Origin of the sequence: Caballeronia sp. GAWG1-1 (assembly GCF_023631465.1) — a bacterium.
Taxonomy (GTDB): Bacteria; Pseudomonadota; Gammaproteobacteria; order Burkholderiales; family Burkholderiaceae; genus Caballeronia.
Map to the genome: position 1 here is coordinate 212615 of NZ_JALQDB010000037.1, position 13907 is coordinate 226521.

The following is a 13907-nucleotide window of genomic DNA, read 5'->3' on the forward strand; positions in this document are numbered from 1 at the left end:
TTGACACGCCCCGCTTGTCTCAACTACGCTGAATGTACATTGGATGCACTGAACGTTTTCAGCGCAAACCGAGGCCCTCACCAGGAGACATCGATGGAGACGCGTGCGCGCTGGACTCTCGTAAGTCTGTTGTTCGTAGGTGGAGCGATCAGTTATCTCGACCGGGCGGCGTTATCGATCACCGCGCCGCTCATTTCCCGCGAGCTCAACCTCGATCCCGCGCAACTCGGCATCGTGTTCTCCAGTTTTTTCGTGGGCTACGCGATCTTCTGTTTCGTCGGCGGCTATTCGGCGGATCGATGGGGACCGAAATCCGTGCTCGCCGTCTCCATGCTCGTCTGGTCGCTCTTTTGCGGATTGACGGCAACGGCGGTCGGCATCGTCAGTCTGTTGCTCGTGCGCATTGTCTTTGGCATGGGTGAAGGGCCGCTCTGCGCCAACATCAACAAGCTCGTGTCGAACTGGTTTCCGCGCAGGCAGCAGGCGAGCATGATCGGTATCGCGAATTCCGGACAGTCGGTGGGCGCGGCGATCGCGGGGCCCGTGGTCGGCTTTCTCGCGCTGGCGACGAGCTGGCGTACGTCGTTCGTGATCATCGGCGCGGTCGGCACGCTCTGGGTGCTCGCGTGGTTGCTGCTGGCGAAGGACAAGCCGTCGACGCCCATCGAGGAATCCGCCGAAGCCCTCGCGCAAGACGACGCGGCCCTCGCCGCCGATGGCTCCCCCGCGCCGTTGTCCACTTACCTGCTGCGCCCAGCGATCCTTTCGACCGCGTTCGCCTTCTTCGGCTACGCCTACATCCTGTACTTCTTCCTGTCGTGGTTCCCGAGCTATCTGACGATGGCGCATCACCTCAGCATTCAGAAGATGGCCGTGGTGAGCGTGATTCCGTGGGCGGTCGGCGCGACGGGCCTCGTGGTCGGCGGCCTGGTCTGCGACTGGATCTACAAGAAGACCGGCCGCGCCATCTTCGCGCGCAAGATCGTGCTGATCACGAGCCTGGGCGCGGGCGCGGTGTGCATCGGCGTGACAGGCACGGTGACGGACCTGACGAGCGCGGTCACGTTGATGGCCATCGCCGTCTTCTTCATGTACGCGTCGTACAACACCTACTTCGCGATCGTGCTCGATACCGTGGAAAAGCGGCGCGTCGGCGCGGTCGGCGGTTTCGTGCACTTCATCGCCAATCTGGCGGGGATCGTCGCGCCGGCCTTGACGGGTTTTCTCGTGCAATGGTCCGGCAACTTCAAGAGCGCGTTCTTGCTGACTGGCGCGATCGCCGCGCTCGGCGCGATCTTCGTCGCGGTGTTCGTAAGACCGCCCAAGCCTCAATTGCAGCTTCAACCCGAACTCGCGTAACGGCGAAAAAATCATGCGACATTACGCGACCATCGAGGAACTGCGCATCGCCGCCAGGAAGCGCGTGCCGCGCATGTTCTACGACTATGTCGATGCCGGTTCGTGGACCGAATCGACGTATCGCGCGAACAGTGACGACTTCGCGCAACTGCAGTTCCGGCAGCGTGTCGCCGTGGATTTCAGCGAGCGCAATCTCACGACGACGATGGCTGGTATCCCCGTTTCGATGCCGGTCGCCATTGCACCGACCGGCATCGCCGGCATGCAACGCGCGGATGGCGAGATTCTCGCGGCGCGCGCGGCCGCGCGCTTCGGTGTGCCGTTCACGTTATCGACGGTCAGCATCTGCTCGATCGAGGACGTCGCCGCGCATACGCAGAAGCCTTTTTGGTTTCAGCTCTACATGATGAAGGACCGCGGTTTCATTGCGGACCTGATTTATCGCGCGAAAATTGCCGGGTGTTCCGCGCTCGTCCTCACGCTCGACTTGCAGATTCAAGGCCAGCGCCACAAGGACAAACGGAACGGTCTGTCCGCGCCGCCAAAGCTCACGCTGCGCAACCTCGCGCATCTGTCGCGCTATCCGCGCTGGTGTGCGGGCATGCTGGGCACGCCGCGCCGCACCTTCGGCAATATCGTCGGACATGCGCCGGGCGTGACGGGCATCGCGTCGATGGCCGACTGGGCCGCGCGGCAGTTCGACCCGACGCTCACGTGGCAGGACATCGACTGGGTGCGCAAGCAGTGGGGCGGCAAGATCATCCTGAAGGGCATCCTCGACGAGGAAGACGCGCGCATTGCCCGCGATATCGGCGCGGACGCGCTCATCGTTTCGAATCATGGCGGGCGTCAACTGGACGGCGCGCCTTCGAGCATTTCCATGCTGCCGCGTATCGCAGAAGCCGTGCATGGCGATATCGAACTGCACATGGACGGTGGCATCCGCTCGGGACAAGACGTGTTGAAAGCGCTCGCTTGCGGCGCGCGCGGCGTGTACATAGGCCGCGCATTTCTGTATGGACTCGGCGCGGAAGGTGAAGCGGGCGTGACACGTGCGCTCGAAATCATCCGCGATGAACTCGATATGACGATGGCCCTCGCAGGCGTCACCGATACACGCGCGATAGACGGCCGCGTATTGCGCTCAGGCGGCTTTACCTCCGGGCGCGGCGCGCTGGAAACACCGGTGCGCATGCAGGTTGCTTGAATCACGGAAAAAAGGAGACTCGCATCATGCTGAAGGCATTGACCCCGCAACAGGTTGAACATTTCCAGCAACACGGCTATGTCGCGCCCATTCGCGTGATGTCCGAAGAGACCGCGCTCGAACTGCGCAAGCGCCTGGAGGACTTCGAGCACGAGAAAAGTTCGTTCGCGAAGAAGGCGCTCAACGTAAAGAGCCATCTGCTGTTTCCGTGGCTCAACGATCTCGTGCGCAACGACAAGGTAGTCGATGCAATCGACGATCTCTACGGCGAGAATCTGCTTGTCTGGGCCAGCAGCTTCTTCATCAAGAACGCGCGCGACCCGGCTTACGTGTCGTGGCATCAGGACTCGACGTATTGGGGGTTGTCCAAGCCCGATGTCGTGACCGCGTGGGTCGCGCTTTCGGAGAGCAACCGTTCGAACGGTGCGATGCAGGTCGTGCCGGGCACGCATCTGCTCGACCAGATGCCGCATCGCGATACCTTCAACGAGCACAATCTGCTGACACGCGGGCAGGAAGTCGCGGTGGAAGTGGATGAAGCGCAGGCGGTATCGATCGAACTCGCGCCGGGCGAGATGTCGCTTCATCATGTGCGGATCGTGCATGGCTCGCCGCCCAACCATTCGGACAAGCGGCGCATCGGCTATGCCATCCGCTATATCCCGACTTACGTGCGCCAGCTCGAAGGCGAGGACAGCGCCACGCTCGTGCGCGGCATCGATACGTACAACACCTTCGAGCACGAGCCGCGTCCGACCGAGGAACTGGACCCGGCGTTCGTCGCGCTGCATCAGCAGATCGGCGAGCGCAACCTGAACATTCTCTACAAGGGCGCGGGACAAACCGCAACCGGACGACGCTAGACGCATGACGAACACGAAATTCGAAGCAGCGGTCTTGGAGCGTAAAGGCGAGCCCTTGCAGATCAGGCGCGTCACGCTCGGCAATCTGGCCGACACGGATGTGATCGTGCGCGTGAAGGCGACGAGCCTGTGCCATACCGATCTCGAAGCGGTGCGCGGCGACTTACGCACGCCGCTTCCGTTCGTGCCGGGACACGAAGCGGCGGGTATCGTCGAATGGGCGGGCAACGCAGTGCGCGGCGTGAAGGTGGGCGACCATGTCGTCACGTCGTGGAATCCGCATTGCGGCGCGTGCTTTTACTGTGCACGCAAGCTTTCGATTCTCTGCCAGCCGTATCGCGATCACGCGGCGCAGTCGTTCCATTTCGATGGCGCGCCTCGCCTCTTTCTCGACGATGGCGCGCCCGTGCATCAGTTGATGTATTCGGGCAGCTTCGCGGAGTTGTGCGTGGTGTCGGAAGAGTGCGCGGTGAAGGTGCCCCACGAGATGCCGTTCGACCGCGCGTGTCTCATCGGCTGTGGCGTGATGACGGGCGTGGGCGCGGCGCTGAATGTCGCGAAGGTCGAGCCGGGCAGTACCGTGACGGTAATCGGCTGCGGCGCGGTCGGCTTGTCGGCGGTGCAGGGCGCGCGGCTCGCGGGCGCGGCGCGCATCATCGCGGTGGATCGCGCGTCGGACAAGCTCGATCTTGCGCGCGCGGTCGGCGCCACTCACGCGCTTTCAGCCGACGACAACCTCGCTGCCGCGCATGCCGATCTGACCCAGGGACGCGGCGCGGATTACGTATTCGAGGCTGCGGGAAATGGCGCATCGCTGCGGACAAGCGTGGAGCTTGCAAGGCCCGGCGCGCATGTCGTGTGGCTCGGCAAGCTGCCGGCGGAAGAAGAGGCCGCGTTTCGTTGGGCGAGCCTCATGGGCGAGAAACAGATCGTCCGTTCGAGCTACGGCGGCGCGAACCCGGCCAGCGACTTTCCGATGCTCGCCAAAGCGTATCTCGACGGCTCGCTGAAACTCGACGAGTACGTGACGTCGCATATCGCGCTTGCCGATATCAACGACGGCTTGCAAAGGCTCGCCACGGGCGCGGAGCTGCGCGCGGTCATCGAATTCTGAGCGAACGTCATGCGTCATCCCGACATGCAACCCGGCTGGATCGACGCGCCGCATCGCAGCGCGACGCTCGGGCGCTTCGCGCTGGAATCGGGCGAACATATAGACGATCTGCTCGTGTCCTACGTCGTGCACGGCGATATCGGCGACCGCGCACGGCCCGTGGTATTGGGCTTGTGCGCGATCGGCAGCACGCATCATCGGCTGGACTTTCTGATCGGCGAGGCGCGTGCCTTCGACCCGCAAAGCGTGAACATCATCGTCGTGGATGCGCTCGGCAATGGCTTGTCGAGTTCGCCTTCCAATGCGTTGAGCCAGGGCGGCGAGCGCTTTCCGCGCTTCACCATCCGCGACCTGGTGAAGAGCCAGAAGGCGCTGCTCGATCATCTCGGCATCGATGAAGTGGCCGCCGTGGTCGGCGCGTCGATGGGCGGCATGCAGGCGTTGCAGTGGGGCGTGACGTTTCCGCGCTTCATGCGCAAGCTCGTCGCGCTAACGCCGATGGCGAAGACCACGCCCTGGTCGCAGGTGATCAATCATGCGGGACGCAGCGCGCTTTCTAAGTCGAACGGAGACTGGAGCGCGTGGCTCGCGGTGATGCAGATCATCGCCATGCGTACGCCCGAACGCTTCGCCGATGACGCCGCGAAAGCGGGCGGCACATACGCCTGGCTCGATGCGCGCGCCGCATGGTGGGCGACGCAGCGCGCCGATCCGCTCGACTGGATTGCGCAGTCGCATGCCTACGATACCCACGATGTCGGCACCACCCCCGGCTTCGATGGTGACACCGCAAAGGCGCTGGCCGCGATTGCGGCACCCACGCTCGTCTGCGTGCCCGCGCTCGATCTCTACAATCCCGTTGAAGCGGGCGTCTGGGCCGCGGAGCACATTCCGCAAGCGACCTTGCTGCGGCTGCCCTGCACGAGCGGGCACATGATGGCCTCGGAAGCGGACCCGCAGGCGGCGGCGCAGCTGAACGACGCCATCGCCGAATTCATGCGGTGACGGCGCATACGTGCTGGGGTATGGTTGAGCATCGATCGAATCTGCACGAAGAACACATGAGCCAGTTGAACACCTACGCGACGAATGCCGCCGATACCCCGCCGCTTGATGCAGGCGGCTCCATCCAGCATCGCACTTACCGGCTGTTGCGCGAGATGATCGAGGACGGACGTATCGCGCCTGGAGAAAAGCTGCTCGAAGCGCAGGTCGCGAAGTCTTTTTGCATCAGCCGCTCGCCTGCGCGTATTGCGCTTGCGGCGTTGTGCGCTGACAAGATCATCGTCGAGAGCGAGGGGCGCGGGTATCGCGTGGCGGGAACGGCATCGGCGGAACGCGCGGGCAAGGCGGCCGTGCTCGACAAGGTCGAACTCACTAACGAGCCGCAATGGCAGCGCATGTATGCCGATCTGGAGCGCGAACTTTGTACGCGCGTGCTGTTCGGCTCGGTGCGTATTACCGAGGAAGCGCTGGCGCAGTACTTCGACGTGAGCCGCACCGTGGCGCGCGGCGTCATGGCGCGCATGCATAGCGTGGGCGCGCTGTCGCAGGACCGCAATGGACACTGGATTGCCGAACAGGTGACCGAGGCGCGTATTGGGCATCTCTTCGAAATGCGCCGTTTGCTCGAACCGACCGCGCTGGTGCATGCCGCGCCGCTTGTTTCGCGCGAATTTCTCGAAGGCGTGCGCGAGCGGCTCATCGGCGCGATCGAGGCCACGCATCGCGGCGGCGCCGAAATGGACATGGCGGAAACAGACCTGCATATCGACCTGCTCGCGCATTGCCCGAACAAGGAGATCGTCTTTGCGCTGCAGCGTACGCATGTGCTGTTCGTGCCGACGCGCTATTTGAGCGACCCGTATCTGCAGATTCCCGATCAGCTCATCAGCGATGCCTTCACGGAGCATCTGCGCATCATCGACGACATTCTCGCCGGCAAGCCCGAACGCGCGGCGCAGACCTTACAGGAGCACATCGGCGAAGCGGATACACGGTGGATGCTGCGCTTCGAGATCATCCGGCGCTTGAGGCAGCCCGATCTTCCGCCGTATCTTTCGTCGCTCGGCAGCGTCTGATTCCAGTTCACGCGCGGCCGGCTTCTTCGATCGCCTGCATCAAAAGACGCACGCCGGGAGACAGAGGCGCGTCGCGCCGCGTGACCAGTTCGTAAGGCTCGCTACGCGACGACAATGCAAGCGGCAAGGTGCAGACGATGCCATGCGCCGTGCAAAAGCGCGCGACATCCACGGACACCAGCGCCACTAGCGACGGGTTTTTCTGTAGCAGAGAAAGCGTCGCGAACGCAGATGTGGTTTCGAGCAGATGCGCGGGAAAACGCAGGCCTGCATCGTGAAACTCGCGTTCGAGCAAGAGGCGCATGGGCATGTTCGCGCGATACACGACCCACCGGTGCTTCGCCAGATCCTTCAAGGCCACGCGCTTTCTCTTCGCCAAGGGATGCTCCGTATTGGCGATGACCGCGAGCGTCTCGTCCTGCACGATCGCGCTGTCGTAGAGATACGGCGTCTGACTCACGCTCGTGCGGCACACGGCGAGATCGAGCCGGCCGGCATCGATCAGACTCAGCAACGTCGCGCTCGTATCTTCCACGATTTCCACCGACATCTCCGGCTGACGCGTGGCGACTTCGGTGATCGCATCGGTCACGAGCGGCACCGCGCCCATGATGACGCCGACCGCCACGCGCCCGCCGTATCCACGCATGATGCCGACGATCTCTTCACGCAAATGCGCCAGGTCCGTATGAATGAGCCGCGCATAGCGGATCACGCAATGGCCGATCGCGTTGGGTTCGAGCCCGCGATTGGTCCGCACGAATAGCGGCGCGCCGAAGGTGGTTTCGATTTCATGGAGCGCCTTGCTCGCGCCCGGTTGCGTGAGCGCGAGTTGCCTTGCCGCGCCGAGCAGCGAGCCGCGTTCTTCGAGCGCGATGAGAAGCCGCAACTGTTTGACATGCAGGCGGGAGATGATCGAGTCGATGCTGGGCGTCATGGCCGCGAGGGTTGAGTAAAAGTTATAGCGGTATCAATTGTCGTCAGTATCGCCGCGAAGTTCTCCGACGTATACTCGACCACCACCGCGGCGCGCTTCGCTCCATATAACCTTTCCTCAGTCACCATGTCCCTCATCAACTACATCACGCAGATTCAGTTCGACTTCGGCGCGTTGCGCCTGCTTGCGGGAGAGTGCGAACGCTTCGGCATCAAACGCCCGCTGATCGTGACCGATGCAGGCATTCGCGCAGCCGGTCTGCTCGATAAAGTCGTCGATGCGCTGGGCGCGCAAACGCCCGCGCCGGTATTCGACGCGACGCCGCCCAATCCGAACGAAGCGGCCGTGCGCGCGGCGGTGGCGATGTATCGCGAGAACGATTGCGACGGCGTGATCGCGGCAGGCGGCGGTTCGTCCATCGATCTGGCGAAGGGCGTGGCCGTCTGCGCAACCCACGAAGGTCCGCTGCAAAGTTTCGCGGTGATCGAAGGCGGCCTTGCGCGCATCACGGCGGCGACCGCGCCGGTCATCGCCATTCCGACGACGGCGGGCACCGGCAGCGAAGTGGGTCGCGGCGCGATCCTGATTCTCGACGATGGCCGCAAGGTCGGCGTGATCTCGCCTTATGTCGTGCCAAAAGTCGCCATCTGCGACCCCGAACTCACGCTGGGCCTACCGCCGCTAATGACCGCCGCCACCGGCATGGACGCCGTGGCACACTGTCTCGAAACCTTCATGGCGCCGGTGTTCAACGCACCCGCCGACGGTATCGCGCTCGACGGCTTGTGGCGCGCGTGGCGGCATATCGAACGCGCGACGCGCAATCCCGCCGACCGCGTGGCGCGCTGGAACATGATGAGCGCGTCGATGCAGGGCGCGCTTGCGTTCCAGAAGGGTCTCGGCTGTGTGCACAGCCTGTCGCACTCGCTCGGCGGCATCAACCCGAAGCTGCATCACGGCACGCTAAACGCCATTTTCTTGCCGGCGGTCATCGCGTTCAACAGCAGCGCGCCGACCATGCAGGAAGAGGGCAAGCTTTCGCGCATCGCGCAGGCAATGGGCCTCGCATCCGGCAATGAAGTCGGCGAGGCCATCCGCGCGATGACCGCGACGCTCGGACTGCCGCGCGGTTTGTCCGATCTCGGTGTGACGCGCGAATTGTTCCCGCGCATCATCGCGGGCGCGCTGAAGGACCACAGTCATAAGACGAATCCGCGCGAGGCATCGACGGAAGACTACACGGCTATTCTCGAGGCATCCCTGTAATTCGGGCCGGAAGGCAAGACGAGCGACGGCGGCCGATTTGCGGCATTGCAACACGACCCTTACGGGAAAACCCTAGGTTCTGTTACAATGATTGGCAAATTTTGGGGAACTTGCCATGGGCCGCCGCTTCGTTGTCGTAGAAAAGATCGCTTTTACCTTACTCACCATGTCCGCCGTGCTGGACGCGAGCTATATCACGTGGGAAAGCCATCCTAACTTCCGTGAGAACGTCACGGAAATCGTCAAGATGAGTTCAGACCTCTCGTTGGCGAACCCCGGCGGCGACGCCACGCCGCTCGTTCCCATGGCGTTCAATTAAGTTTCACGTCGCCGCACTCGCCTTCTTCGAGCGCGGCAGTCGCATACCCGCTATACGGCCCGCCGTCGCACGGCGCGCGCACCTTGTCTTATGCTGGCGGCTCCTCAAGCCGTTTCCGCCGCCACGCATGTCCGCCGCCATCCACACCAACGCCAGTTTCGGCGATCAAATCACGAGCTTTGCCCGCAGCATCGGGCAGATCGTCCTGCAGCGTAATGCCGCGACGGGCGTCTGCATCTTCGTCGCGCTGCTGTGCGCGAATCCCCGGCTCGCGTGCGGTCTGCTTATCGGCGCGTTGACGGGCAACGTCATTACCGTCATCACGCAAGACGCGGATTCACCCGCCATGCGCGACGATCTCTACGGTTTCAACGGCGCATTGGCCGCGCTCGCGGCGTTCACGTTTATCGGCGATGCATCGCAGGCGGCGGCTGTGGCCATTGTCGCGGCGATGGCCGCGACGCTCATCGCCCCCACGCTCGCCGGCAGACTCATGCGCTTTGGCTTGCCGATCTTCTCCAGCCCGGCGATCATCGTGACCTGGTGCTGGCTGCCGTTTCTGGCCGGGCGCGGCGATACAGGCGCGATTCCGCCCGTCGCGACGGGCTTCGTTTCCATGCTGGAGGCGGCTTTCGCGGGCCTCGCGCCGATTGTCTTCGCGACCGGCGCGCTGGCCGGTGCGCTCATCGCAATCGGGCTGTTTGCCGCCGGGCCGTCGCGTGCGGCGTGGGCGCTCGCGGGCAGCGGACTCGGCGCGTTTCTGCACGCACTCGGCGGCGCAAGCGATGCCGTCGCGCTCTCTGGTGCATGCGGTTTCAATGCGGCGCTCGCGGCGCTGGCTGCCGCGCCGCTCGGCGGCCGCTATGCGCTGCTGGCGATCGTCGCATCGGTGTTGTTCGAGCGCGTGATCGATTGCCTGGGCGTCGCCGCGTTGACCGCGCCTTTCGTGCTGGCGTCGTGGACGGTGCTTTGCATGGCGCGCCGTCTCGAGGCGCATACGGACAAGTCGCATTGCATGCAGGCAGCGCCCGCTCTCGTCGATAAAGGAGACTCACATGTCGTTCACCCACACGCCTGAGCGCCGCATCGCGGAAAGCGGACCGCGTTCGGCGGCCGAAGCGGCGACGCGCGCCGATCTGGCGGCGGCGTATCGGCTCGTTGCGCTCAACGGCTGGGACGATGTCGTCTATACGCACATCTCGGCAAGCGTTCCCGGCGAGCCCGGCCGCTTTCTGATCAACCCGTTCGGGCTTTCCTTCGACGAAGTCACGGCGTCGAATCTTGTCAAGATCGATATCGATGGCAACGTGATCGGCGCGAGCGCGCATCCCGTGAACGCGACCGGCTTCGCGCTGCATGGCGCGGTGCACGCCGCCCGTGCCGATGCCGTTTGCGTGATGCATCTTCACGTGCGCGAAGCGATCGCCGTGTCCGCGCAACCGCACGGTTTGCTGCCCGGCTCGCAACATGCCATGCGCTTTCACGGGCACCTAGCGTACCACGATTACGAAGGCCTCGCGTTTTCGCCGGCGGAAGGCGAGCGGCTGGTTGCGAGTCTCGGCGCGCATCGCGCGATGCTCTTGCGCAATCACGGGCCGCTTACGCTTGGGCGCACCATCGCCGAGGCTTACGTGCTGATGGATATGCTCGTGAAGGCGTGCGATATTCAGCTGCGCGCGCTGGCGGGCGTGGGCAAGATGATCGTGCCGAATCCGGATGTCGTCGCGTGCACGGCCGCACAATTGCACGATGACGATGCGATCGAAGGCGCACTCGAATGGCCTGCGCTGCTGCGCAAGCTCGAGCGCATCGACCCGTCGTATCGGGAATGAAGGTTCAACTCAAAGGAGATCAACGGCATGCCGACATTCAACATTCAACTGTTCGAAGGCCGCACGGCGGAAGAGAAGCGCAAGTTCGTCGAGGCGATCACGCGTACGACTTGCGAGACGCTCGGCTGCGAGCCGGGCTCCGTGGATATCATTCTGACGGATGTGAAGCGCGAGAACTGGGCGACGGCGGGAAAGCTCTGGTCGGAGCAGTAGTTGTTGGTTCGTGTGGCTGACGTTTCGGCTGTCTGCCGCTTTGGATGGATCGCCGGATCTCAATTTTTCGACCGGATCCGAGCGCGATGCGCGCGTCATACGACGGGCGACACCTCTTCAGCGGTAAGCGCGGCCTTCACCGCAGGGCGTGCGCCGATCCGGTCCACAAAGCGTGCGAGCGACTTCCAGCGCTCGATGTCTATTGAGAAGTGCGGCAGCCACGACAGTATCGTGTAAAGGTAGGCGTCCGCCACACCGAAGTCGCCGACCTGTGCGGCGGCCTTCGAGACAGATCGCGCATCCGCCACGGCCACCAGCAAACGCCAATGCATCAAGTTCATCATGATCGGATGGGCTCAAGGGGAAATCGCGGGCGAGCGCTTCGGGGCGCCATGCGTCGATAACATCGACCGCTTTTGAACAAGGTCTGACGCCGATGAATGCAACCTAAGTACGTTCAGCCGAACTCTCGTGCGTAAGTGACTAATCGACGAAGGACCGCCAAGCGGCCCTTCATCCAATGCAACTCAAGCCGTCTGCTTGGCTGCCAGCCGAAACTTATGCAACAACGGTTCCGTATACCCGCTAGGCTGCGTACGACCCTCGAACACCAGCGCGCACGCCGCCTTGAACGCATACGAACTGTCGAATGCCGGCGCCATCGGACGATAATGCGGGTCTGCTTCGTTCTGCTGGTCCACCACGGCGGCCATGCGTTCCAGCGTTTGTCTCACCTGCTCTTCCGTGACGATGCCATGCCGCAGCCAATTCGCAATGTGCTGGCTCGAAATGCGCAGGGTGGCGCGGTCTTCCATCAGGCCGACATCGTGAATGTCAGGCACCTTCGAACAGCCCACGCCCTGATCGACCCAGCGCACCACATAACCGAGAATGCCCTGTGCGTTGTTCTCGATCTCGCTCTTGATGTCGTCTTCCGACCAGCTCGGCTTGTCGACCACCGGAATGGTCAGCAGGCCATCCAGCAGTTCGTTCTTCACGCCGTCGTAGTCGATGCTCTCCATGTCCTGCTGAACGTGCTGCACATCGACCTGATGGTAATGCAGCGCATGCAGCGTGGCCGCCGTGGGCGAAGGCACCCACGCCGTGTTCGCGCCCGCCTTCGGGTGCGCGATTTTCTGCTGCAGCATGGCGTGCATGAGATCGGGCATCGCCCACATGCCCTTGCCGATCTGAGCGCGGCCGCGCAAGCCGGTGTTCAGCCCGACGAGCACGTTGTTGCGCTCGTATGCGCCAATCCAAGCGGACGACTTCATGTCGCCCTTGCGCATCATCGGGCCGGCTTCCATCGACGAATGCATTTCGTCGCCGGTGCGATCCAGAAAGCCCGTGTTGATGAACGCGACGCGCGCGCCCGCCGCCGCGATACATGCCTTGAGGTTCACGCTGGTGCGGCGTTCCTCGTCCATGATCCCCATCTTGATGGTATGACGCGGCAAGCCGAGCAGGTCCTCGACGCGCGTGAAAAGCTCGTCCGAAAACGCCACTTCGGCGGGGCCGTGCATCTTCGGCTTGACGATATAGATGGAGCCCGTGCGCGAGTTGATCTTTATCTTGAGGTCGTGCAGCGCGCCGAGCGTGGTCATCACCGCGTCGAGAATGCCTTCGGGAATCTCGTTGCCGTCACGATCGAGCACGGCGGGGTTGGTCATCAAATGCCCGACGTTGCGGATGAAGAGGAGCGAGCGGCCATGCAGCTTGAGCGTCGAGCCGTCGGGCGCGGTGTATTCGCGGTCGGGGTTCAGGCTGCGCGTGAAGCTCTTGCCGTTCTTCGTCACCTGCTCGGCGAGATTGCCCTGCATGAGACCGAGCCAGTTGCGATAGAGCGCGGTCTTGTCCGCGGCATCGACGGCGGCCACCGAATCTTCGCAATCGATGATCGTGCTCACCGCCGCTTCCATCAGCAGGTCCTTGACATGCGCGCCATCCGTCTTGCCGATGGGATGATCGGCGTCGATCTGAATCTCGACATGCAGGTCGTTATGCTTGAGGAGGATGGCGTGGGGCGCGCTGGCATCGCCCTGAAAGCCCGCGAACTGTTCCGGGTTCGCGAGGCGGCTCTTGTCGTCCTTAAGCGTGACGACGAGCTTGCCCTGTTCGATGCTGTACTTCGTGGCGTCGGCATGGGAGCCGTGCGCGAGGGGCGCATTGTCGTCGAGAAAGGCGCGTGCATAGGCGATTACTTTCGCGCCGCGCTTAGGATTGAACTCGGCCGTGCGCTCGGCGCCGTCGCTTTCGTCGATGGCATCGGTGCCATACAGCGCGTCATACAGACTGCCCCAGCGTGCGTTCGCGGCGTTGAGCGCATAGCGCAGATTCGACAGCGGCACGACGAGTTGCGGACCGGCCTGTTCGGCGATTTCGCGATCGACATTGGCGGTCGTTGCGCGCACGCTGGCAGGCGCGGGCACGATATAGCCAATCTGTTCCAGAAACTTGCGATACGCGCGCAGGTCGCGCACCGGGCCAGGATTGCCGCGATGCCAGTTGTCGAGTTCGGTCTGCAGGCGGTCGCGCTCGGCGAGCAACGCGCGGTTCTTCGGTGCGAGATCGTGCACCAGGGCGTCGAAGCCTTTCCAGAAGGAAGCAGTATCGACGTCCGTGCCGGGAATGGCTTCTTCTTCGACGAACTTGGCGAGACTCGTGGCGACCTTGAGGCCGTGCTGTTGGGTCATGTCGGTCATGGGCACTCCGGCTG

Annotated in this window: 14 protein-coding genes; 11 read left to right on the forward strand and 3 right to left on the reverse strand. The window is 63.3% G+C overall.

The window, feature by feature from the left end; translation table 11 throughout:
* Positions 1-93 precede the first annotated feature (93 nt).
* Genes NCT03_RS26110 through NCT03_RS26135 form a run of 6 tightly spaced genes read left to right on the forward strand, consistent with a single transcriptional unit; the run spans position 94 to position 6624 of the window.
* Complete coding sequence (locus NCT03_RS26110) at positions 94-1359, forward strand: MFS transporter (protein ID WP_250494458.1); 1266 nt, start codon at positions 94-96, stop codon at positions 1357-1359.
* Positions 1360-1372: 13 nt separating this feature from the next.
* Positions 1373-2566 (forward strand): alpha-hydroxy acid oxidase, encoded by a 1194-nt coding sequence (locus tag NCT03_RS26115; protein ID WP_250494459.1) that lies wholly within the window; start codon positions 1373-1375, stop codon positions 2564-2566.
* Between the two features lie 26 nt (positions 2567-2592).
* Positions 2593-3429 carry a phytanoyl-CoA dioxygenase family protein gene (locus NCT03_RS26120; protein WP_244830965.1) on the forward strand — a complete coding sequence of 279 codons (837 nt, stop codon included), beginning with the start codon at positions 2593-2595 and terminating at the stop codon, positions 3427-3429.
* 4 nt (positions 3430-3433) lie between these two features.
* On the forward strand, positions 3434-4543 hold the full coding sequence (locus tag NCT03_RS26125; protein WP_250494460.1) for a Zn-dependent alcohol dehydrogenase: 1110 nt from the start codon (positions 3434-3436) through the stop codon (positions 4541-4543).
* Between the two features lie 9 nt (positions 4544-4552).
* Positions 4553-5548 (forward strand): alpha/beta fold hydrolase, encoded by a 996-nt coding sequence (locus tag NCT03_RS26130; RefSeq protein WP_250494461.1) that lies wholly within the window; start codon positions 4553-4555, stop codon positions 5546-5548.
* Positions 5549-5604: 56 nt separating this feature from the next.
* Positions 5605-6624 (forward strand): GntR family transcriptional regulator, encoded by a 1020-nt coding sequence (locus NCT03_RS26135; protein WP_244830962.1) that lies wholly within the window; start codon positions 5605-5607, stop codon positions 6622-6624.
* Between the two features lie 7 nt (positions 6625-6631).
* Here NCT03_RS26135 and NCT03_RS26140 read toward each other — a convergent pair whose 3' ends face one another.
* The gene (locus tag NCT03_RS26140) at positions 6632-7561 is read right to left on the reverse strand and encodes a LysR family transcriptional regulator (RefSeq protein WP_244830961.1); all 930 of its coding nucleotides are present in this window, start codon (positions 7559-7561) and stop codon (positions 6632-6634) included.
* Positions 7562-7687: 126 nt separating this feature from the next.
* Here NCT03_RS26140 and gbd point away from each other — a divergent pair, with 126 nt between their 5' ends.
* From gbd to NCT03_RS26165, 5 genes are all read left to right on the forward strand, one after another.
* Entirely contained in the window at positions 7688-8827 is a 1140-nt protein-coding gene (gene gbd, locus NCT03_RS26145) for a 4-hydroxybutyrate dehydrogenase (protein ID WP_250494462.1), read from the forward strand.
* A gap of 115 nt (positions 8828-8942) precedes the next feature.
* Positions 8943-9146: a hypothetical protein gene (locus NCT03_RS26150; RefSeq protein WP_244830959.1), complete on the forward strand. Its 204-nt coding sequence runs from the start codon at positions 8943-8945 to the stop codon at positions 9144-9146.
* Positions 9147-9273: 127 nt separating this feature from the next.
* Positions 9274-10224: an urea transporter gene (locus tag NCT03_RS26155; protein WP_250494463.1), complete on the forward strand. Its 951-nt coding sequence runs from the start codon at positions 9274-9276 to the stop codon at positions 10222-10224.
* A complete protein-coding gene (locus tag NCT03_RS26160) occupies positions 10202-10978 on the forward strand; it encodes a class II aldolase/adducin family protein (RefSeq protein ID WP_250494464.1) in 777 nt (258 codons plus the stop codon). The genes NCT03_RS26155 and NCT03_RS26160 overlap by 23 nt, the downstream gene beginning before the upstream one ends.
* Before the next feature lie 27 nt (positions 10979-11005).
* Positions 11006-11191 carry a 4-oxalocrotonate tautomerase gene (locus NCT03_RS26165; protein ID WP_016347879.1) on the forward strand — a complete coding sequence of 62 codons (186 nt, stop codon included), beginning with the start codon at positions 11006-11008 and terminating at the stop codon, positions 11189-11191.
* 95 nt (positions 11192-11286) lie between these two features.
* On the opposite strand, the gene NCT03_RS26170 is transcribed toward NCT03_RS26165, so the two are convergent.
* Complete coding sequence (locus tag NCT03_RS26170; RefSeq protein WP_250494465.1) at positions 11287-11535, reverse strand: glutathione S-transferase family protein; 249 nt, start codon at positions 11533-11535, stop codon at positions 11287-11289.
* A gap of 183 nt (positions 11536-11718) precedes the next feature.
* Positions 11719-13893, reverse strand: coding sequence for a malate synthase G (locus NCT03_RS26175; RefSeq protein WP_250494466.1), 2175 nt, complete (start codon positions 13891-13893; stop codon positions 11719-11721).
* Between the last annotated feature and the right edge of the window lie 14 nt (positions 13894-13907).

Excerpts from the sequence above, each read along its gene's own strand:
- NCT03_RS26140 (WP_244830961.1), bottom strand. The coding sequence starts at position 7,561 with ATGACGCCCAGCATCGACTCGATCATCTCCCGCCTGCATGTCAAACAG.
- NCT03_RS26170 (WP_250494465.1), bottom strand. The coding sequence starts at position 11,535 with ATGATGAACTTGATGCATTGGCGTTTGCTGGTGGCCGTGGCGGATGCG.
- NCT03_RS26110 (WP_250494458.1), top strand. The coding sequence starts at position 94 with ATGGAGACGCGTGCGCGCTGGACTCTCGTAAGTCTGTTGTTCGTAGGT.
- gbd (WP_250494462.1), top strand. The coding sequence starts at position 7,688 with ATGTCCCTCATCAACTACATCACGCAGATTCAGTTCGACTTCGGCGCG.
- NCT03_RS26125 (WP_250494460.1), top strand. The coding sequence starts at position 3,434 with ATGACGAACACGAAATTCGAAGCAGCGGTCTTGGAGCGTAAAGGCGAG.
- NCT03_RS26155 (WP_250494463.1), top strand. The coding sequence starts at position 9,274 with ATGTCCGCCGCCATCCACACCAACGCCAGTTTCGGCGATCAAATCACG.
- NCT03_RS26120 (WP_244830965.1), top strand. The coding sequence starts at position 2,593 with ATGCTGAAGGCATTGACCCCGCAACAGGTTGAACATTTCCAGCAACAC.
- NCT03_RS26115 (WP_250494459.1), top strand. The coding sequence starts at position 1,373 with ATGCGACATTACGCGACCATCGAGGAACTGCGCATCGCCGCCAGGAAG.
- NCT03_RS26130 (WP_250494461.1), top strand. The coding sequence starts at position 4,553 with ATGCGTCATCCCGACATGCAACCCGGCTGGATCGACGCGCCGCATCGC.
- NCT03_RS26150 (WP_244830959.1), top strand. The coding sequence starts at position 8,943 with ATGGGCCGCCGCTTCGTTGTCGTAGAAAAGATCGCTTTTACCTTACTC.
- NCT03_RS26135 (WP_244830962.1), top strand. The coding sequence starts at position 5,605 with ATGAGCCAGTTGAACACCTACGCGACGAATGCCGCCGATACCCCGCCG.
- NCT03_RS26165 (WP_016347879.1), top strand. The coding sequence starts at position 11,006 with ATGCCGACATTCAACATTCAACTGTTCGAAGGCCGCACGGCGGAAGAG.
- NCT03_RS26175 (WP_250494466.1), bottom strand. The coding sequence starts at position 13,893 with ATGACCGACATGACCCAACAGCACGGCCTCAAGGTCGCCACGAGTCTC.
- NCT03_RS26160 (WP_250494464.1), top strand. The coding sequence starts at position 10,202 with ATGTCGTTCACCCACACGCCTGAGCGCCGCATCGCGGAAAGCGGACCG.